This is a genomic window from Sphingomonas sp. CFBP 13714 (assembly GCF_014842205.1).
GTDB lineage: Bacteria > Pseudomonadota > Alphaproteobacteria > Sphingomonadales > Sphingomonadaceae > Sphingomonas > Sphingomonas aerolata.
Genome location: NZ_JACYVG010000008.1, coordinates 34,454 through 52,845, shown reverse-complemented (window position 1 = coordinate 52,845; position 18,392 = coordinate 34,454). Strand labels below are relative to the sequence as shown.

Annotated in this window: 25 protein-coding genes and 1 pseudogene; 17 read left to right on the top strand and 9 right to left on the bottom strand. The window is 68.7% G+C overall.

What is annotated here, in order from left to right; all coding sequences use genetic code 11:
• Nucleotides 1-642 (bottom strand): trimeric intracellular cation channel family protein, encoded by a 642-nt coding sequence (locus tag IFT54_RS16915; RefSeq protein ID WP_107045759.1) that lies wholly within the window; start codon nt 640-642, stop codon nt 1-3.
• Nucleotides 643-993: 351 nt separating this feature from the next.
• On the opposite strand from IFT54_RS16915, the gene IFT54_RS16910 reads away from it, so the two are divergent.
• From IFT54_RS16910 to IFT54_RS16900, 3 genes are all read left to right on the top strand, one after another.
• Nucleotides 994-1,302, top strand: coding sequence for a glycine zipper 2TM domain-containing protein (locus IFT54_RS16910; RefSeq protein WP_037532560.1), 309 nt, complete (start codon nt 994-996; stop codon nt 1,300-1,302).
• 88 nt (nt 1,303-1,390) lie between these two features.
• Nucleotides 1,391-1,816, top strand: coding sequence for an OsmC family protein (locus IFT54_RS16905; RefSeq protein ID WP_031395930.1), 426 nt, complete (start codon nt 1,391-1,393; stop codon nt 1,814-1,816).
• 13 nt (nt 1,817-1,829) lie between these two features.
• Nucleotides 1,830-2,276: a hypothetical protein gene (locus IFT54_RS16900; RefSeq protein WP_192071473.1), complete on the top strand. Its 447-nt coding sequence runs from the start codon at nt 1,830-1,832 to the stop codon at nt 2,274-2,276.
• A gap of 17 nt (nt 2,277-2,293) precedes the next feature.
• On the opposite strand, the gene IFT54_RS16895 is transcribed toward IFT54_RS16900, so the two are convergent.
• Nucleotides 2,294-2,515, bottom strand: a complete 222-nt coding sequence (locus IFT54_RS16895) for a hypothetical protein (protein ID WP_031395999.1) — start codon at nt 2,513-2,515, stop codon at nt 2,294-2,296.
• Nucleotides 2,516-2,623: 108 nt separating this feature from the next.
• Between IFT54_RS16895 and IFT54_RS16890 the strand changes: the two genes are divergently transcribed.
• The 6 genes from IFT54_RS16890 (at nt 2,624) to IFT54_RS16865 (ending at nt 7,213) form a co-directional block, all read left to right on the top strand.
• A complete protein-coding gene (locus IFT54_RS16890) occupies nt 2,624-3,376 on the top strand; it encodes a hypothetical protein (RefSeq protein WP_192071472.1) in 753 nt (250 codons plus the stop codon).
• Nucleotides 3,377-3,463: 87 nt separating this feature from the next.
• Entirely contained in the window at nt 3,464-3,838 is a 375-nt protein-coding gene (gene crcB, locus IFT54_RS16885; protein ID WP_031441014.1) for a fluoride efflux transporter CrcB, read from the top strand.
• Nucleotides 3,835-5,133: an RluA family pseudouridine synthase gene (locus IFT54_RS16880; RefSeq protein ID WP_183936828.1), complete on the top strand. Its 1,299-nt coding sequence runs from the start codon at nt 3,835-3,837 to the stop codon at nt 5,131-5,133. The genes crcB and IFT54_RS16880 overlap by 4 nt, the downstream gene beginning before the upstream one ends.
• Before the next feature lie 511 nt (nt 5,134-5,644).
• On the top strand, nt 5,645-6,304 hold the full coding sequence (locus IFT54_RS16875; RefSeq protein WP_192071471.1) for an HAD-IA family hydrolase: 660 nt from the start codon (nt 5,645-5,647) through the stop codon (nt 6,302-6,304).
• Complete coding sequence (locus IFT54_RS16870; RefSeq protein WP_192071470.1) at nt 6,301-6,519, top strand: hypothetical protein; 219 nt, start codon at nt 6,301-6,303, stop codon at nt 6,517-6,519. Before IFT54_RS16875 ends, IFT54_RS16870 begins: the two co-directional genes overlap by 4 nt.
• A 13-nt stretch (nt 6,520-6,532) precedes the next feature.
• Nucleotides 6,533-7,213: an ATP12 family chaperone protein gene (locus IFT54_RS16865; protein WP_192071469.1), complete on the top strand. Its 681-nt coding sequence runs from the start codon at nt 6,533-6,535 to the stop codon at nt 7,211-7,213.
• A 39-nt stretch (nt 7,214-7,252) separates the two neighbouring features.
• Here IFT54_RS16865 and gmk read toward each other — a convergent pair whose 3' ends face one another.
• The 5 genes from gmk to IFT54_RS16840 all read right to left on the bottom strand — a co-directional run bounded on the left by gmk (nt 7,253) and on the right by IFT54_RS16840 (nt 10,593).
• Complete coding sequence (gmk, locus tag IFT54_RS16860; protein ID WP_031394372.1) at nt 7,253-7,903, bottom strand: guanylate kinase; 651 nt, start codon at nt 7,901-7,903, stop codon at nt 7,253-7,255.
• Nucleotides 7,904-7,975: 72 nt separating this feature from the next.
• Nucleotides 7,976-8,179: a hypothetical protein gene (locus IFT54_RS16855; RefSeq protein ID WP_031440271.1), complete on the bottom strand. Its 204-nt coding sequence runs from the start codon at nt 8,177-8,179 to the stop codon at nt 7,976-7,978.
• Nucleotides 8,176-8,388 (bottom strand): hypothetical protein, encoded by a 213-nt coding sequence (locus IFT54_RS16850; RefSeq protein WP_192071468.1) that lies wholly within the window; start codon nt 8,386-8,388, stop codon nt 8,176-8,178. Before IFT54_RS16850 ends, IFT54_RS16855 begins: the two co-directional genes overlap by 4 nt.
• A gap of 162 nt (nt 8,389-8,550) precedes the next feature.
• Entirely contained in the window at nt 8,551-9,942 is a 1,392-nt protein-coding gene (gene fumC / locus IFT54_RS16845; protein WP_192071467.1) for a class II fumarate hydratase, read from the bottom strand.
• Between the two features lie 165 nt (nt 9,943-10,107).
• Nucleotides 10,108-10,593 (bottom strand): SspB family protein, encoded by a 486-nt coding sequence (locus IFT54_RS16840; RefSeq protein WP_031394376.1) that lies wholly within the window; start codon nt 10,591-10,593, stop codon nt 10,108-10,110.
• A 71-nt stretch (nt 10,594-10,664) separates the two neighbouring features.
• Between IFT54_RS16840 and hisB the strand changes: the two genes are divergently transcribed.
• The 8 genes and pseudogenes from hisB to IFT54_RS16800 all read left to right on the top strand — a co-directional run.
• Nucleotides 10,665-11,252: an imidazoleglycerol-phosphate dehydratase HisB gene (hisB, locus tag IFT54_RS16835; protein WP_192071466.1), complete on the top strand. Its 588-nt coding sequence runs from the start codon at nt 10,665-10,667 to the stop codon at nt 11,250-11,252.
• The gene (gene hisH / locus IFT54_RS16830; RefSeq protein WP_192071465.1) at nt 11,249-11,854 is read left to right on the top strand and encodes an imidazole glycerol phosphate synthase subunit HisH; all 606 of its coding nucleotides are present in this window, start codon (nt 11,249-11,251) and stop codon (nt 11,852-11,854) included. Before hisB ends, hisH begins: the two co-directional genes overlap by 4 nt.
• Nucleotides 11,851-12,585, top strand: coding sequence for a 1-(5-phosphoribosyl)-5-[(5-phosphoribosylamino)methylideneamino]imidazole-4-carboxamide isomerase (gene hisA, locus IFT54_RS16825; protein ID WP_192071464.1), 735 nt, complete (start codon nt 11,851-11,853; stop codon nt 12,583-12,585). Before hisH ends, hisA begins: the two co-directional genes overlap by 4 nt.
• Before the next feature lie 217 nt (nt 12,586-12,802).
• The gene (gene hisF / locus IFT54_RS16820; RefSeq protein WP_056019835.1) at nt 12,803-13,576 is read left to right on the top strand and encodes an imidazole glycerol phosphate synthase subunit HisF; all 774 of its coding nucleotides are present in this window, start codon (nt 12,803-12,805) and stop codon (nt 13,574-13,576) included.
• 5 nt (nt 13,577-13,581) lie between these two features.
• Nucleotides 13,582-13,758: a hypothetical protein gene (locus tag IFT54_RS16815; RefSeq protein ID WP_166747134.1), complete on the top strand. Its 177-nt coding sequence runs from the start codon at nt 13,582-13,584 to the stop codon at nt 13,756-13,758.
• 32 nt (nt 13,759-13,790) lie between these two features.
• Nucleotides 13,791-14,111, top strand: a complete 321-nt coding sequence (locus tag IFT54_RS16810) for a phosphoribosyl-ATP diphosphatase (RefSeq protein ID WP_192071463.1) — start codon at nt 13,791-13,793, stop codon at nt 14,109-14,111.
• Nucleotides 14,112-14,253: 142 nt separating this feature from the next.
• Entirely contained in the window at nt 14,254-14,631 is a 378-nt protein-coding gene (locus IFT54_RS16805; protein ID WP_192071462.1) for a histidine triad nucleotide-binding protein, read from the top strand.
• A 110-nt stretch (nt 14,632-14,741) separates the two neighbouring features.
• Nucleotides 14,742-16,270: pseudogene (locus tag IFT54_RS16800) on the top strand (amino acid permease); the annotation flags it as partial.
• 114 nt (nt 16,271-16,384) lie between these two features.
• Here the strand turns inward: IFT54_RS16800 and IFT54_RS16795 are convergent.
• Together IFT54_RS16795 and IFT54_RS16790 are read right to left on the bottom strand one after the other, a co-directional pair.
• Complete coding sequence (locus tag IFT54_RS16795) at nt 16,385-17,383, bottom strand: adenosine kinase (protein ID WP_031394261.1); 999 nt, start codon at nt 17,381-17,383, stop codon at nt 16,385-16,387.
• A gap of 92 nt (nt 17,384-17,475) precedes the next feature.
• Nucleotides 17,476-18,384: a flagellin gene (locus IFT54_RS16790; RefSeq protein WP_107931515.1), complete on the bottom strand. Its 909-nt coding sequence runs from the start codon at nt 18,382-18,384 to the stop codon at nt 17,476-17,478.
• Nucleotides 18,385-18,392 lie beyond the last annotated feature (8 nt).

The window sequence follows — 18,392 nt, the reverse complement described above, 5'->3', positions numbered from 1 at the left end:
CTAGCGGCGTGCGCGGTAGGCGGGCAGCGCGAGGTGGAAGCGGATCGCGGCGGCGCGCAGGCTGAACCCCGCGCTCGCCGCGACGACCGCGGACCAGCCGATCGGCACGCCCAGCAGCACGAGGCCGACATAGCTCGCCGCGGCGAGCGCCGCCGCGGTGACATAGAGTTCGGGACGCATCAGGATCGAGGGTTCGCCCGCGAGCACGTCGCGGATGATCCCGCCGAAACAGGCGCTCATCACCCCCATCAGCACGGCGGGCACGGGCGGTACGCCATAGCCCAGCGCCTTGGCCGCACCGAACACCGCATAGGCGGCGAGCCCGATCGCATCGAACCAGCCCAGCGCCTCGTCGCGCCACCAGCGTTCGGGCGTGATCCAGATCACCAGCGCGACGATCAGGCACATGCTGGCGGCGCGCGCGTCGTGCACCCAGAAGACCGGCGCGTCGATCAGCAGGTCGCGCACCGTGCCCCCGCCGACCCCGGTGATCAGCCCGAAGAAGATCGCGGTGACGACGGTCTGCCCGCGCTTGGCCGCGGCGAGCGCGCCCGAGGCGGCGAACACCGCGAGCCCGGCGAGATCGAGCCAGCGTGCGGCGGCGGGAAGGACGTCGGGCGACAGGATCGTGACGGGCAGCATCCCCCCGGCCTAGCCGCTGTGGCGCGCGACACAAGCGAGGCCGCACCCGCGACCGGATTTTGCGAAATTTCCCGGCTGAGGACGAACTTATCCACAGGCGGGGATAATTCTTTGTGGATAACGGGGAAAAGTCCCCGGGCAGCCCGTGTGCGAGGCATAATTTTGCCGGTTCTTATCCTTTTGTGCACAGCCTGTGGATAACTTGCTGTGGATAACGGGGACAGATTGCGTGCCCTGCACGACCCAGGATGCCCGGAGCGAAGATGAACGCGACGTTGTTTTGGGTTCATGCAACCGGGGGTAAACGCCGGCCGTTACGGACACAGATCATTACAAACGGGAGTAGATTTTATGCGTAAGTTGATCATGGCACTCAGCGCGACCGCCCTCGTCCTGCCGACGCTCGCGGTGCCGATCTCGGCCGCGGATGCGCAGCGCGGCAAGCGCGAATGGCGCGGTCGCGACGGCCGGACCTATTGCAAGAAGAGCAACGGCACGACCGGCACGATCATCGGCGGCGTCGGCGGCGCGCTCCTCGGCCGCACGGTCGACACGCGCGGCGACCGCACGGTCGGCACGCTCGGCGGCGCGGTCCTGGGTGGCCTGGCCGGTCGCGCGATCGACAAGGGTACGAGCAACAATAATCGTCGTTGCCGCTAAACCACGCACCGCATTGCGGACTGATGCGTTGAAGGGGGGCGTCGCGGGAAACCGCGGCGCCCTTTTTCATGTTTCGAAGGATCCGAAAATGACGACACGCAGCGGTTCGGCCAGCTATGAAGGCCTCGGCAAGAGCGGCAAGGGCCATGTCTCGACGCAGTCGGGCGTTTTGTCCGACTCGCCGTACGGCTTCAACACGCGGTTCGAGAACGAGCCCGGCACCAACCCCGAAGAATTGATCGCCGCCGCGCATGCGAGCTGCTTCACCATGGCGCTGAGCTTTGCGCTCGCGGCCAAGGGCTATGAGGCGGGCACGCTCGAGACGAGCGCGAAGGTGACGCTCGACAAGGATGGCGACGGGTTCAAGATCACCAAGTCGGCGCTGACGCTGAACGCAAAGGTCGAGGGCATCTCGGCCGACGAGTTCGCGACGATCGCGGCGGACGCCAAGGCGAACTGCCCGGTGTCGAAGGTCCTGAACGCCGACATCACGCTCGACCACACGCTTGCCTGATCGACGCGCCGGCATGCGGATCGCCGCGACTGTCGCCCTCGTCCTGCTCGGTGCGGGGCTCGAGGCGGGGGTCGTCGGTGCCGCCGCGGCCGGTGCACAGACGATCGCCGGCGGCGCACGACGCGACGCCGGCGACTGGCAGCGATACCGCGCCTATGATCATGATCGCCCCGAACCGGGGCAGCGCGGCTATTTCGCGGACCGGTATTTTCGCGATGGCCGCTATTATGCGGTGCGCCGGCTGAGCCGGGCGGATCGGCTGTATCGCGGCGCCGACGGCCGTTACTATTGCCGCCGCGAGGACGGGACGACCGGGCTGATCACCGGCGGGCTGGCCGGCGGTGTCCTCGGCAATATCATCGCACGCGGTGAGTCACGGCTGATCGGCACGCTGGTCGATACGCGCGGCGGTGCGCTGCCCGGCCGGTCGGTCGATCGCGGCCGGATCCGCTGCCGCTGACCCCAAGACTCCTGCGATCAGATGATGCCGCCGCCGAGCATCAGCCGCAGCGTGAAGATGATGATCAGCACGATGTTCAGATTGCGCCCGGCATTGCTCGACGACAATGCCCCGACCGCAGCACCGACGATGCCGATCGGGATGACCAGCCAGTTCATCCAGCCGAGCAGCGGGAAGAAGGCGACGAGACCCAGCGCGAGGGTGACGAGGCCGATGAGGATCGAGACGAGGTTGAGCATGACCCAAACATGGCGTCTCGACGGGTCGCCGGCAAGATCGCGGGCCGGCCGGCCGCGCATACCGCGACAACGCTTTCTTCACCCGCACTCCCGCATTGATGCCGGGTGATGACCCGTTCCGCCCGCACCATCCGCCTGCCCGCCCTGGCGCTTGCCCTGCCGCTCGCGCTGATCGCGTGCGGCGAGCCTGCGGTCGATGATCAGCAGGACGCGACGCGCCTCGAGGCGGACCTTGGCAACGGCAATGCGGGCGACCCGGCGCTGAACGCCGCGCTCGCGGGTCAGATCATGGTCGACCCGACGCTGTCCCAGTCGTCGAACGACGACGCGATCCGCCCGCCGCCCGAGCCGATGGGCGGGGCGATGCCGAGCGAGGAAGCGGGCCGCCGCGCCGATACGGTCGATCCGCGTACGCTGAAACGCGCCCCCGCCGCTGCCGGTGACTGTCCCGCCTGCCGCACGGCCGACGCGGCGCTGACGCTGGGCGCGCTGGCCGAGCGGCAGACGATGCCGAACGCGGCGGCGTGTGCGCGGACGATCGGCTATTCCGCGCTGTGGGCGAATCGCCTGCCCGCCGACCTGCCGCTGTATCCCGATGCGCAGCTGTCGGAGGCGGCGGGTTCCGACCAGGCCGGGTGCCGGCTGCGCGTCGTGCATTTCTCGAGTCGGGCCGCGCCGCAGCGGCTGCTCGACTTCTATTATACCCGCACCGCCGACACGGGCTATTCGGCCGACCACCGCAGCGACGGCCGCCGGCACGTGCTCGGCGGGCTGCGCGGTGGCGATGCCTATATGGTGTATGTCACGCCACGCATGGGTGGCGTCAGCGACGTCGATCTGGTCTCCAACGCCGGGCGCTGAGCGCCGCGACCACGCCTGCGGGCAAGCGCCGTGCATCCCCGTCAAGCGCGGCTTTCCGTTTTCCGCGATTCGCGCTAGGGCGCGGGCATGTCTCCCCTTCTCTATGTCATGGTCGGTGGCGCGGTCGGATCCGGCGCGCGCTATCTGACCGGGCGCGCGATGACCGCGCTGCTCGGTGCCGGCTATCCGTTCGGCACGCTGGCGGTAAATCTCGTCGGCGGGCTGCTGATGGGCGTGCTGGTCGGCGTGCTTGCGCGCCATTCGGCGCCCGAGGGCTGGCGGCTGCTGCTCGGCGTCGGCGTGCTCGGCGGGTTCACGACCTTTTCCTCCTTCTCGCTCGACGTCGTCACGATGATCGAGCGTGGCGCGCCGGGCCTCGCGCTCGGCTATGTTCTGGTGTCGGTGATCGGTTCGATCGCCGCGTTATTCGCGGGTCTCTCCGCAGTAAGGGCCGTCGCATGACTGCGGGCAAACACGATAGCGATACGAATTTCCGCGAGTTCAACGTCGGGTTCGACGATGACGGCATCCGGCTGGACCGGTGGTTCAAGCGGCACCTGCCCGAGACGAGCTTCACGACGGTGGCGATGTGGGCGCGGACCGGCCAGCTGCGCGTCGACGGCGCGCGCGCGACGCCGGGCGACCGGATCGCGGCGGGCCAGATGCTGCGCGTGCCGCCGCCCGAAGCCGACAAGGCCACCGCCGACGTGGACGCGCCGCGACGCGTACGCGAGCGCGTGATCCTGTCGGACGAGGAGACCGAAGCCGCGCAGGCGATGGTCATCCACAAGGATTTCCAGGCGTTCGTGCTGAACAAGCCGCCGGGTCTGGCGACGCAGGGCGGCACCAAGACGACGCAACATGTCGACGGGCTGCTCGATGCGCTCCAGTATGACAATGAGGGCCGGCCGAAGCTGGTCCACCGGCTCGACAAGGATACGTCGGGCGCGTTGCTGGTGGCGCGGACGAGCCGCGCGGCGGCGTTCTTCGCCAAGGCATTTTCGGGGCGCACTGCGCGGAAGGTGTATTGGGCGCTGGTGGTCGACGTGCCCTCGATCGAGGACGGCATGATCGAGCTGCCGATCGGCAAGCAGCCCGGCACCGGCGGCGAGAAGATGCATGTCGATGAGGCCGAGGGCGCGCCCGCGCGGACCCGGTACCGCGTGATCGAGCGCGCGGGCAACCGCGCCGCCTGGGTCGAGCTGCAGCCCTTTACCGGCCGCACGCACCAGCTGCGCGTCCACATGGCGGCGATCGGCCACCCGATCGTCGGCGACGGCAAATATGGCGGCGCGGCGGCGTTCCTGACCGGCGGGATCTCGCGCAAGATGCATCTCCATGCGCGCCGCATCAAGGTGGACCATCCCGATGGCGGCTCGATCGACGTGACCGCCGAACTGCCGACGCATTTCGCGGAAAGCCTGAAGCAGCTGGGCTTCGAGGAGTCGCTCGGCGACGCGCTGGTGCTCGACGAGAAGACCGCGCCGTCGCGCGAGGAGATCAAGTCGCGCGCGCGGGCGCATGCGAAGTCGGTGCGCAAGGAGCGTCGCGGCGAACGTCGCGGGCGCGGTGTGGTCGAGGAGAAGACGGCGGGGGGCAAGCCTGCGGGGCCGAAGACGGGCGGTTCGCGGACGGGCGCGGGGTCGAAGTTCGGCGCGCCCAGGAGTGGGCCGCGGGTCGAGGGTGCGAAGCCTGGTGGCCGCGGTCGTCCGGGGGGGAAGCCGAGTGGGCCTAGGAGTGGGCCGGGGTCGCGGTGATCTAGCGGGTCGGCCTCGCCCATATCCACTACCACCCCGGCGAAGGCCGGGGTCCCGTTGGAGAGGTTGCAGTAACCGGGTGCTGCCCTTCGTCAGTAGCGTCCCCCAACTGGACCCCGGCCTTCGCCGGGGTGGTTATTATGGTGGGGGGTGCCCGCCTGCCCGCCCCCGCGGAGGCGGGGGTCGCGGTCATCTCGCGGACCAACCTCGCCCCATACCTAACACCACCCCGGCGAAGGCCGGGGTCCAGTTGGGGAGGTTGCAGTAACCGGGGGCTGCGCTTCGTCAGCACCGTCCCCCAACTGGACCGCGGCCTTCGCCGGGGTGGTGGTGGTGGGGGTGCCCCCTGCCCGTTCCCCCGCGGAGGCGGGGGTCCAGGGGGCATGATCGGCCGTTCTGCTTGGGTCCGAGTCCCCCGCCTTTGCGGGGGAACATGACGATGCGCGTTCCGGTTTGGCGTTCCCTCGTTCGCCCGGCTGATCTACGAGACGGGGATGCGCTGGAAAATCTCATGATCCGCCTCGCCGTGTTCGATTGCGACGGGACGCTCGTCGACAGTCAGGCGAATATCTGCGTCGCGTGCGAGCGGGCGTTCGAGACGGCCGGGCTCGTCCCGCCGCCGCGCGCCGCGATTCGCCGGATCGTCGGGCTCAGCCTGGTCGAGGCGATGCAGATCCTGGTGCCGCAGGGCGACGAGGCGCTGCACCGCACGCTCGCGACCGACTACAAGGCCGCCTTCCATGCGATGCGGACGAGCGGCGAGCTGATCGAGGAGCCGCTGTTCGAGGGGATCGCCGAAGTGCTGGCGACGCTCGCCGACGATGGCTGGATGCTGGGCGTCGCGACGGGCAAGTCGGACCGCGGGCTCGCGCATGTCCTCGCCGCGCACGGCATCGCCGACCGGTTCGTGACGCTGCAGACCGCGGACCGGCATCCGTCGAAGCCCGACCCGGCGATGCTGTTCGCGGCGATCAAGGAGGCGGGCGCGAGCCCGGCGACGACCGCGATGATCGGCGATACGAGCTATGACATGGCGATGGCACGCGCCGCGGGGGCGCGCGCGGTCGGCGTCACCTGGGGCTATCACGCGGTCGACGAGCTGGCGGAGGCCGGCGCGGACGTCGTTGCCGAGACGGTACCGGCGCTGCGTCATCTCGTGAGCGCATCGTGACGGACGCCGATCGCCTGGCGCAGCGGCGCTGGTTCGTGCTGGTCGGCGTGCGGCTCGCGGGCGTGGCGGGCGCGGTGCTCGGGCTGGTGCTGATCGCGCGCGCCTATAGCTGGGGGCCGAAGATCCTCGGCACCGCGATCGTGCTGTCGGCGATGGCGATGATCGCGATCGTGCCGCGCAGCCTGGCGCAGCGCTGGCGCACGCCCACCGAATGACCGGACAGGACGCATGAAGAGATTCTGGACAGACGTCGCGATCGATGCGGATCGCGTGGTGACGCTCGACGGCAAGCCGGTCCGCACGCCCGGGCGACGGCCGCTCACGCTGCCGACCGATGCGCTGGCACAGGCGGTGGCGGAGGAATGGCGCAGCGTCGGCGAGACGATCGATCCGCGGACGATGCCGCTGACCGGCCTCGCCAATGCCGCGACCGATCCGATCGCGAACGATCCGGCGCAGTTCGCGGCGCGGCTGGCGGCCTATGGCGAGAGCGACCTGCTCTGCTACCGCGCGGACGGCCCGCCGCCGCTGGTCGAGCGGCAGGCGGCGCGCTGGGACCCGCTGCTCGACTGGGCGCGCGCACGGTACGACGTGACGTTCGCGGTGACGACGGGGGTGATGCACGTCGCACAGGCCCCTGCGACGATCGCGCGGCTGCACGAGGCGGTCGCGGCGCATGACGATTTCCACCTTGCCGGGCTGTCGCCGGTCGTCACGCTGACGGGGTCGCTGGTGATCGGGCTGGCGCTGGTCGAGGGAGAGATCGACGGCGATGCGGCCTGGGCGGCGGCGGGGATCGACGAGGACTGGTCGATCGAGATGTGGGGCGAGGACTGGCAGGCGGCGCAGCTGCGCGAGCTGAAGCGTCAGGAATTCGCGCGCGGCGTGGCGTTTCTGGGAATGCTGTAGGCTTTCGTCATCCTGGACCAGATCTAGGATGACGGGGGGTCAGCGCGTCAGGCGGCGGATGAAGCCGATCAGGCCGGTCTGGCGCGAGCGCTTGAGGCGTTCGGCGGCGAGGATCGTCTTCACGCCGCGGATGCAGCTGTCGACGTCGTCATTGACCAGGACGTAATCATAGCCGTCCCAGTGGCTGACCTCGTTCGCGGCGCGCGACATGCGGGCGTCGATCACTTCGGTCGAGTCGGTGCCACGGCTGGTGAGGCGGCGGTGGAGTTCCTCCATCGACGGCGGGAAGATGAAGACGCGGACTACGTCGCCGCCCGCGATCTGGAACAGCTGCTGCGCGCCCTGCCAGTCGATGTCGAACAGCACGTCCTTGCCGGCCGCCAGCATCTCCTCGACCTGCGCGCGCGGGGTGCCGTAGCGGTGGTTGAAGACATGCGCCCATTCGAGGAATTCGTCCTTCGCGACCATGTCGCGAAAGCCCTCGAGATCGGTGAAATGATAGTCCTTGCCGTCGACTTCGCCCGGGCGCATCGCGCGGGTCGTCACCGAGACCGACATCTCCAGCTCATGCTCGTCGGCGAGCAATCGGCGCGCGATCGTCGACTTGCCGGCGCCCGATGGCGAGGACAGGACGAACAGGACGCCGCGGCGACGGAAACCATGCGGGTCGGACGGAAGTGTGTGGGGCATGCGCGCCCTTGCCGCGGACTGCGCATGGGCGTCAACCCATGCACAGCCCGCGCGTGTCATTCTGGCGGCGGATCAGTAGCCCGACTTGCGTGCCCGGTTGCGGTCATACGCCTTCTTGGCAGCATAGCCGCCGCCGAGGATCATGCCGAGCGGCCCCATGCGACGCAGCACGCTCATCGCGACCACGCCCTTGACCGCACCCGAGGTGCCGCCGCTGCCGCCGCTACGCCGACCCATTTCGCGGCCAACCAATGCACTGATGATACGTCCGATCATGACTTAAACTCTCCGAAAACTTGGTCCTTGAGTTCCGCTGCACCGCGCAGCACCGCCCAGCCGATCGCGTAGGTCACGGCCAGCGGCACGACGATCTTGAGCACGTTGGCGGCGACCGCACCGATGATCGCGCCGTCCGCATTGCCGTCATCGCCGCTGAGCGAGTCGATGCCTGCGCCGATCAGCGCGCCTATGGTCGTTGCGCCCACGTAATTTCTCCTTCGCGTGTGGCGGGTTAGCGCGCGAGGGGCGTTTGGGTTCCCCGCCTCACCACCATCCGTCATCCTGACGAACGTCAGGACCCAGAGCCACGATCGTCTCGCTGAGTAATCCTGGATCCTGACTTTCGTCAGGATGACGGGGTGGGTCGGTTAGCGGCCGAGCATCGACTCGGGCCGCACGACACGGTCGAAGGTTTCCGCATCGACCAGCCCGAGTGCGAGGCCGGCTTCCTTCAGCGTCAGCCCCTCGGCATGCGCGTGCTTGGCGATCTTCGCCGCGGCGTCATAGCCGATCTCGGGCGCGAGCGCGGTGACGAGCATCAGCGAGCGGTCGAGCAGGTCGGCGATGCGGTCGCGATTGGGTTCGATGCCGTCGACGCAGCGCTCCGCAAAGCCCTCCATCGCGGTCGCGAGCAGATCGATCGAGCGGAGCACGTTCGCGCCGATCAGCGGCTTGAAGACGTTGAGTTCGAGATGCCCCTGCATCCCGCCGATGGTGGCCGCGACGTGATTGCCCATCACCTGGCCGGCGACCATCGTCAGCATCTCGCACTGGGTGGGGTTGACCTTGCCGGGCATGATCGAGCTGCCGGGCTCGTTGGCGGGCAGGTCGATCTCGCCGAAGCCGCAGCGCGGGCCACTGCCCAGCAGGCGGATGTCGTTGGCGATCTTGGTCAGCGCGACCGCGAGCGTGTTGAGCGTGCCCGACAGATGGACGAGCGGGTCGTTCGAGGCGAGCGCCTCGAAGCTGTTCTCGGCGGGGATGAACGGATGGCCGGTCAGGTCGGAGACCGCCTTGCAGAAATCCGCGGCGAACCCCCTGGGCGCGTTGAGCCCGGTGCCGACCGCGGTGCCGCCCTGCGCGAGCCGGTTGGTGCCGTTGGTGACGCCCGGCTCGATCCGGCGGCCGCAGCGATAGACCTGATTGGCATAGGCGCCGAATTCCTGCCCGAGCGTCAGCGGGGTCGCGTCCTGCAGGTGCGTGCGGCCGATCTTGACGATGTCGTCCCAAGCGTCCGCCTTCGCCTGCAGCGCGGTCTTCAGCCGGTCGAGCGCGGGGAAGAGACGGCGCGTAACGGCGAGCGAGGCGGCGATGTGGAGCGCGGTCGGGAAGCTGTCGTTCGACGACTGGCTCATGTTGACATGGTCGTTGGGGTGGACGGGCGACTTGCCGCCGCGCGTGCCCGTGAGCAGCTCGTTGGCGCGGCCGGCGATGACCTCGTTGACGTTCATGTTCGACTGGGTGCCGCTGCCGGTCTGCCAGATGACGAGCGGGAACTGGTCGTCGAGCGTGCCGTCGATCACCTCCTGCGCGGCGGCGTCGATCGCGTCGGCGATTGTGGCGTCGAGGCCGTGCGCGCGGTTCACGCGCGCGGCGGCCTGTTTGACGAGCGCCAATGCGTGGACGATCTCGATCGGCATGCGTTCGCGGGTACCGAACGGGAAATTCTCGACCGATCGCTCGGTCTGCGCGCCCCAATAGGCCTGGGCAGGAACTTCGATCGGGCCGATCGAGTCGGTTTCTGTGCGGGTGTTGGTCATGGCCTACCTACGCCGTCATGCCGGGCTTGTTCCGGTATGGCGGCGTAGAGCAGAAGGCCGACATGGGAGTAAATCCCATGTCGTCGACCGCGCGGTGCGCGTCGGCCGGCCGTTCGCGTCGCTTTGCGACCGGCGATCAGCTTTGCCTGATCGCCTCGCTCCAGCTTACTTCTTCCGTTTGAAATCCACGGCGACGACGTTCGAGCCGTCTTCGATCGGCACCGCGGTTGGGCCGTCATTCTCGGCCGGGTCATGCTCGCCGAGCGACTCGTCCGCGCCTTCCTGCGCCTGGAAGCGCAGTTCGAAGCTGACCGCGGGATCCTGGAATGCGGTGATCGCCGAATAGGGGATGACCAGCTTCGACGGGACCTGGTTGAACGACAGGCCGATCGAGAAGCGCTCGTCGTCGACGACGAGGTCCCAGTAGCGGTTCTGCATGACGATCGTCATCTCGTCCGGGAAGCGTTCGATCAGCCGCTTGGGGATGTCGACGCCGGGCGCCTGCGTCTTGAAGGTGATGTAGAAATGATGCTCGCCGGGAAGCCCGCCGGCCTCCGACACGGAGCCGAGCACACGGCCGACGACGGCACGCAGGGCTTCTTGCACGATCTCGTCGTACGGAATCAGGCTATCGGGCAGTCCATCACTCATTCCCTCTGGGTAGCGGTATTCGGATCGCGGTCAAGATTGCATGCGTCGTGGCGCACGTTATGGGAGGTGGCATGCGCACCGCCACGATTTCCCGCTCCACCGCCGAGACGGCGATCGACGTCACCATCAACCTCGACGGGACCGGCCTGTACGACGTCGAGACCGGCGTCGGCTTCTTCGACCACATGCTCGAACAGCTCTCGCGCCATTCGCTGATCGACCTGCACGTCCGCACCAAGGGCGACCTGCACATCGACGAGCATCACACCGTCGAGGATACCGGCATCGCGATCGGCCAGGCGTTCGCGCAGGCGCTCGGCGACAAGCGCGGCATCGCGCGCTACGGCGATGCGCTGTCGCCGATGGACGAGACTCTCACGCGGGTCGCGCTCGACATTTCCGGGCGGCCCTGGCTGGTGTGGAAGGACCTGTTCTCGCAGACGCGGCTGGGCGGCATGGACACCGAGATGTTCGAGCATTTCTTCCACAGCTTCGCGCAGGCCGCGGGCATCACGCTGCACGTCGAGACGCTGTACGGCACCAACAACCATCACATCGCCGAGGCCGCATTCAAGGGCGTCGCGCGCGCGCTGCGCACCGCGATCGAGATCGACCCGCGCAAGGCCGACGCGATTCCATCGACCAAGGGGATGCTGTGACGCTCGCGCTGATCGATTACGGCGCGGGGAACCTGCATTCGGTCGAGAACGCGCTGCGCACCGCGGGCTGTAGCGACCTGATCGTCACCGCCGACGCGGACGTCGTCGCGAAGGCCGAGCGGATCGTGCTGCCCGGCGTCGGCGCGTATGGCGCATGCGCGGCGGCGTTGCGCGCGGTGCCGGGGATGGTCGAGGCGCTGAACCGGCGCGTGCGCGACGAGGGCGCGCCGTTCCTCGGCATCTGCGTCGGCATGCAGCTGATGGCCGAGGCCGGCGAGGAAATGGGGACGCATGCCGGGCTCGGCTGGGTGCCGGGGCGCGTGCGGCGGCTCGAGCCGGGCACGATGGACGCGAAGGTGCCGCATATGGGCTGGAACGACGTCGTGCCGGCCACCGCGCATCCGCTGATCGCGCCGGGCGAGGCGTATTTCCTGCACAGCTTCGCGTTTGAAGGCGCCGACGTGCTTGCGACCACCGATCACGCCGGTCCCGTCACCGCGGCGATCGGCCGCGACACGATGATCGGCGTGCAATTTCATCCTGAGAAGAGCCAGCGCTACGGCCTAGCCTTGCTCGAACGTTTTCTGGAGTGGCGGCCGTGAGCCTTATCGTTTTCCCCGCGATCGACCTCAAGGCAGGGCAAGTCGTCCGCCTCGCCGAGGGCGATATGGACCGTGCGACCGTCTACGGTGACGATCCCGCGGCGCAGGCGATGCTGTTCGCGAGCGCAGGTGCCGAGCATCTGCACGTCGTCGATCTCGACGGCGCGTTTGCAGGCGCGCCGGTCAATGGCGACGCGGTGCGCGCGATCGTTTCGCAGTTTCCGGGGCATGTGCAGCTCGGCGGCGGGATTCGTACGCGTGCGAATGTCGAGGGCTGGTTCGATCTGGGCGTGTCGCGGGTCGTGATCGGCACCGCGGCGCTCGAGGATCCCGACTTCGTGCGCGGCGTGGCGAAGGATTTCCCCGGCGGGATCGTCGTCGCGGTCGACGCCAAGGACGGCATGGTCGCGACCAAGGGCTGGGCCGACGTGTCGACCACGAGCGCGGTCGATCTCGCGCGGCGGTTCGAGGATGCGGGCGTGGCGTCGCTGCTGTTCACCGATGTGGGGCGCGACGGGATGCTGAAGGGCTGCAACGTCGAGGCGACGGTCGACCTTGCGCGCTCGGTCGACATTCCGGTGATCGCTAGCGGCGGGGTGAAGGGGATCGCGGAGATCCACGTTCTGGCGCTGCACGTCCGTGATGGCGTGGAAGGCGTGATTACGGGGCGTGCGTTGTACGACGGGCGGCTCGACCTCGCGGCGGCGTTGAGCGTGGCGAAGGCGGCATGAGGGTTCACGCGGAGACGCGGAGCCGCGGAGAGTCTTTTGGCGCCGCAGGCAGATATGGGTTCACGCGAAGGCGCGAAGGCGCGAAGTGTAAGCAGAAGCCCTGCTCTGCCCTTCTCCCTCTTCGCGCCTTCGCGCCTTCGCGTGAATCAATCTTAGCGGCTTCGCCGCGTCTCCGCGTCTCCGCGTCTCCGCGTGAACCACTTCTTCGAGACGCCGCATGACCGTCCGCGCACGCGTGATCCCGTGTCTCGACGTCGCCGATGGCCGCGTCGTGAAGGGCGTGAACTTCGTCGAGCTGCGCGACGCGGGCGATCCGGTCGAGCAGGCGCGCGCCTATGACGCCGCCGGGGCGGACGAGCTGTGCTTTCTCGACATCGGCGCGAGCCATGAGGGCCGGGGCACGATCCTCGACGTCGTGCGGCGGACCGCGGCGGTGTGTTTCATGCCGCTGACGGTCGGCGGCGGCGTGCGGACAGCGGACGACGCGCGCGCGCTGTTACTGGCGGGCGCGGACAAGGTTGCGGTCAACTCCGCCGCGGTCGAGCGACCCGAACTCGTCGCCGATATCGCCGAACGCTTCGGCAGCCAGTGCTGCGTCGCGAGCGTCGATGCGCGGCGGTCGGGCGAAGGCTGGGAAGTGTTCACGCATGGCGGCCGGCGCGCGACCGGGATCGATGCGATTGCCCATGCGGTGCGGCTCGCCGACCTCGGCGCGGGGGAGCTGCTCGTCACCTCGATGGACCGCGACGGCACGCGCAGCGGCTATGACCTCGACCTGATCCGCGCGATCGCCGACCGCGTGGCGGTGCCCGTCGTGGCGAGCGGCGGGGTCGGCGGGCTCGACGATCTGGTCGCCGGGATCCGCGACGGGCATGCCAGCGCGGTGCTGGCCGCATCGATCTTCCATTTCGGCCAGGCGTCGATCGGCGACGCGCATGCCGCGTTGGCGGCTGCGGGGATCCCGGTGCGGACCCCCCTGCGGTCGGCCTGACCGGCATGGCGACGCTGCCGCTGGTCGCGGTGCAGTCGGGGCATAGCGGCGTGGTGCATCCGCGCACCGGCCCCGAAGCGTCGGACATCGCGCTGTTCGCGGTCGCCGCGATCGGCGTGTGGCTGGTCCGCCGCGCGCTGCGCAAGCGGTTCCTGAAGCGGCCACCGCGCGCAAAGGATTGACCCGCCCGCGCGCCTGCGTCAGCACGCGCGGCATGGCAGACCCCGTTTTCGATCGCCTGGAGGCGACCATCCGCGCGCGCCGCGATTCGCCCGCCGACACCTCCTACACCGCCAGCCTGTTCACGCGTGGCCGCCCCAAGATCGCGCAGAAGCTCGGCGAGGAAGCGGTCGAGACGGTGATCGCGGCCTGTTCGGGCGACGAGGCGAGCATCGTCCCCGAGGCCGCTGACCTGATGTTCCATCTCGCGGTGCTGCTGGCGGACGCCGGGCTGAGCCTCGACGATGTTCGGGCGGAGCTGGAGCGCCGCGAAGGAGTCGGCGGGTTGGTCGAGAAGGCTGCGCGGACCGGCTGATCCGCCACCTCCGTCATTCCCGCGGAGGCGGGACTCCAGACTGGCTGGCCGCGCGGATTGATCATGATCCTCCGAGGATATGGATCCCCGCCTTCGCGGGGATGACGAAGGTTGGTAGGATGCCCCGAAAGGAGCAAGCCCCATGCCGATCGACGCCACCCAGCCCTATGACGACGAGAACATCTTCGCGAAGATCCTGCGCGGCGAGATCCCGTCGAACCGCGTCTATGACGACGACTTCGCGATCGCGTTCCACGACATCAACCCGCAGGCGCCGACGCATCTGCTGGTGATCCCGAAGGGCGCCTATGTCTCGTGGGACGATTTCTCCGCGCGTGCGGGCGATGCGGAGATTGCCGGGTTCATCCGCGCGGTCGGGACGGTCGCGCGCGCCGCGGGGCTGGTCGAACCGGGCTATCGCCTGCTCGCGAACATCGGCCAGCACGGGCATCAGGAGGTGCCGCACCTGCACGTTCATGTCTTCGGCGGGCGTCCGCTTGGCCCGATGCTGGCCGGATAGCGCGGCTTTCCGCCACTAAAGGATTGCGCGTAATAAAATTGCCATTAGGCTTCCCGGCTTGAGCAAGGGGGCCAGTGAACCGGCCCTCACAACCCCCGGGGGGAACCGAATTGATTTTTGGTCGCGTTAAGTCACTGGACGCCATTCTGGCGACGGCGGAGAAGAAATCGCTCCACCGATCGCTGGGCGCGTTCCAGCTAACCATGCTCGGCATCGGTTGCGTGATCGGCACGGGTATCTTCGTGCTGACCTCCGCCGCCGCGCAGAAGGCCGGGCCGGGCATGATCCTGAGCTTCGTCGTCGCCGGCGCGGTCTGCGTCGTCGCCGCGCTCTGCTATGCCGAGATCGCGGCGATGGCCCCGGTCGCGGGCTCCGCCTATACTTACACCTATTCGGTCATGGGCGAGCTGCTCGCCTGGACGGTCGGATGGGCGCTGATCCTCGAATATGCGGTGGCCGCGAGCGCCGTGTCGGTCGGCTGGTCCGGCTATTTCGCGGGCTCGATATTGCACGAGACGTTCGGGATAACACTCCCGACCTGGCTGTCGCACGGGCCGTACATGCCCGGCGGGTTCATCAACCTGCCCGCGGTCGTCATCTCGCTGCTGATCACCTGGCTGCTGATGATCGGCACGACCGAGAGCGCGCGCGTCAACGCGGTGCTGGTGACGATCAAGGTCGTCGCGCTGACCGCGTTCGTCGCGCTGACGCTGCCCAAGACACATGGCAGCAATTTCGAGCCGTTCCTCCCCACCGGCATCCTCGGCAGCAACGGGCTGGGCGTGGTCGGCGCAGCGGCGACGATCTTCTTCGCCTATGTCGGCTTCGACGCGGTCTCGACCGCGGCCGAGGAGACCAAGGATCCGCAGCGCAACGTGCCGATCGGGCTGATCGCTTCGCTCGGCATCTGCACCGTGTTCTACATGCTGGTCGCAGCGGGCGCGATCGGCACGATCGGCGGGCAGCCGCTGTTCGGCGCCGATGGCGTGCCGTTCACCACCGGGTCGGCCGAGCTCGCCCGCGCCTGCCTGATCCCCGCCAACGCGCAGGCGCTGGTCTGCTCGAACGAGGCGCTGGCGCATGTCCTGCGTCAGGTCGGCTATGCCAATGTCGGCAACTGGATGGGCTATGCCGCCGGTCTCGCGCTGCCGTCGGTGATCCTGATCCTGATGTTCGGCCAGACGCGCATCTTCTTCGTGATGAGCCGCGACGGCCTGCTGCCCGAAGTGCTGAGCCGCGTGCATCCGAAGTGGAAGACGCCGCATATCGTCACCGCGATCACCGGCGTGTTCGTCGCGTTCGCCGCCGCGTTCCTGCCGGTCGGGCAGCTCGCGGACATCGCCAATGCGGGCACGCTCTACGCGTTCATGATGGTCGCGATCGCGCTGCTGATCCTGCGCAAGCGCGAGCCGAACCGGCACCGCCCGTTCCGCACGCCGGCGGCCTGGATCGTCGCGCCGCTGACGATCGTCGGCTGCATCGGGCTGTACTTCTCGCTTCCCTACGAAGCGATGGCGGTACTGCCGATCTGGGGCGCGGTCGGCCTCGTGATCTATTTCCTCTATGGCTACCGCAAGAGCTATCTCGGGCGCGGCATGGCCGACGGCGGCGAGCCGATCGACATGGCGCCCCCGGGCAGNCCGAACGCGTCATCCCCGCGAAGGCGGGGATCCCTATCCTCCAGCGGTTGCGAGTCTATCGCGCGGCCGGCCAATATGGGTTCCCGCCTGCGCGGGAATGACGGTTCGGTTCGTCAGCCGATATGCTTGGCGGCCAGCGCCTTCATGTCGACCATCGGGCGGGCGCCGACATGGCTGATGATCTCGGCCGCGCAGACCGCGCCGAGCTTGAGCGAGGCGTGGAGGTCGTGACCCTGTGCCTGGCCGTGGAGGAAGCCCGCCGCGAACAGGTCGCCCGCGCCGGTCGTGTCGACGACCTTGGCGATCGGCTCGGCCTTCACTTCGGCGCGCGTGCCGTTCTGGATCGCGCAGGCACCGTGTTCGCCGCGCGTGACGACCAGGGTCGGGACCTGGGCCGAGATCTTCGCGACTGCCGCGTCGAAATCCTCGGTCTCGGCGAGGGCCGCCAGTTCGCTCTCATTGGCGAACAGGATGTCGATCAGGCCGTCCGACAGCAGCTGGCGGAAATCGCCGCCGTGGCGCGAGATGCAGAACACGTCGCTGAGCGTGAAGGCGACCTTGCGCCCCGCACCGCGTGCGCAATCGATCGCGGCGCGCATTGCGGCGCGCGGCTCTTCGGGATCCCAGAGATAGCCCTCGAGATACAGGATCGCGCTGTCGGCGATCATCGCGGTGTCGATCGCCGCGGCGGGCAGATACTGGCCCGCGCCGAGGAAGGTGTTCATCGTCCGCTGGCCATCGGGCGTCACGAAGATCAGGCAACGGCCGGTGGTCGGGTCGCCGGCGCGGACCGGGGTCGCGAACTCGATGCCGATGCTGCGCACGTCATGCGCGAAGACCTGGCCGAGCTGGTCGTCGGCGACCTGGCCGATGAAACCGCACTTGCCGCCGAGCGCGGCGACGCCGGCGACGGTGTTGGCGGCCGACCCGCCCGAGATTTCCATGCCCGGCCCCATCTTGGCGTAGAGCGCGTCGGCTTCTTCCGACGAGAACATCAGCTGCATCGAGCCCTTGGCGACACCGATCTCGGCGATGAAGGCGTCGTCGGCGCTGCTCAGAATGTCGACGATGGCATTGCCGATCGCGACGACGTCATAGGTAGGCGTGCTCAAGGGGAGGTCTCCGGACCGAACGGGAAAAGCTCGCCGTAATTCGCGCGGGCGGCAGGCGCAACCGTTGGCGACGGGTGCCCCGACCGTGGACGTCAGCGCAGATAAGCGACGAGGCTGAGCCCGGCGACCTTGCCGAACACCGAATAGCTCGCCTCGAGCATCGTCTTGCGCTGCATCAGATCCATCGAGATCTGGCCGTAATCCGCATCCTCATTGTCCGAGACGATCTTCTCGAGCAGTGCGGCACGATCGGCCGCGCGCGCGCCGAGCGTCTCGATCTGCGCCTGGCGGAGGCCGTTGGCGGCGTTGAGCCCGCGGACCTGCGGCAAGGCGGCGTCGAGTTGCGCGATCGCGGTCTTGAGCGCCGCGGCCTGGTCTGCGCTGGGGCTGGCGCCGATCGGCCCGGCCTCGGCCAGCGTCCGGAACGCGGCGAGCACGCCGTCGCCGAGCTCGCTCGCGGTGACGCCGTAGGTCAGCGTCGCGCCGCCACCGATCGACGCCGAGGCACGGACGTCGTCATTGCCGAATGCAGCCTGCGTCGTCGTGCCCGCGGTCTCGGCGAGCGTCGCGGGCTTGAACGGGATCGCGTCGCCCTGCGCACCGGCGAACAGCGGCTCGCTGCCGTCGGTCGCGTTGAGCGCGGAGCGGAACTGGCTGAAGGCGCTTTCGATCGCGCTGCCGAGCGCGGGCGTCGCGCCGGTGCCGACCGCGGTCATCAGCTGTGTCCGGAGATCGCCGGCGATCGTGTCGATCGCGGTGATATTGGCCTCGTACAGCGACAAGGTCGTGCCGAGCCGGGTCGTCGCCGCACTCTGCGCCGCCTGCATCGACAGCGCACTGCGCGCCGACAAAGTGCGGACCGCGGCGCTGCCGAGATCGGCGAGGTCCTTCGCCTTCTTGCCCGAATTGAGCTGCAGCTGCGTCTGCGCGAGCCGCTGCTGCGCCTTCTGGACCGCGTCGGTCAGCGTCCGCTGGAGCGGGATGGTGGCGATGCGGGTCATCGATGCTG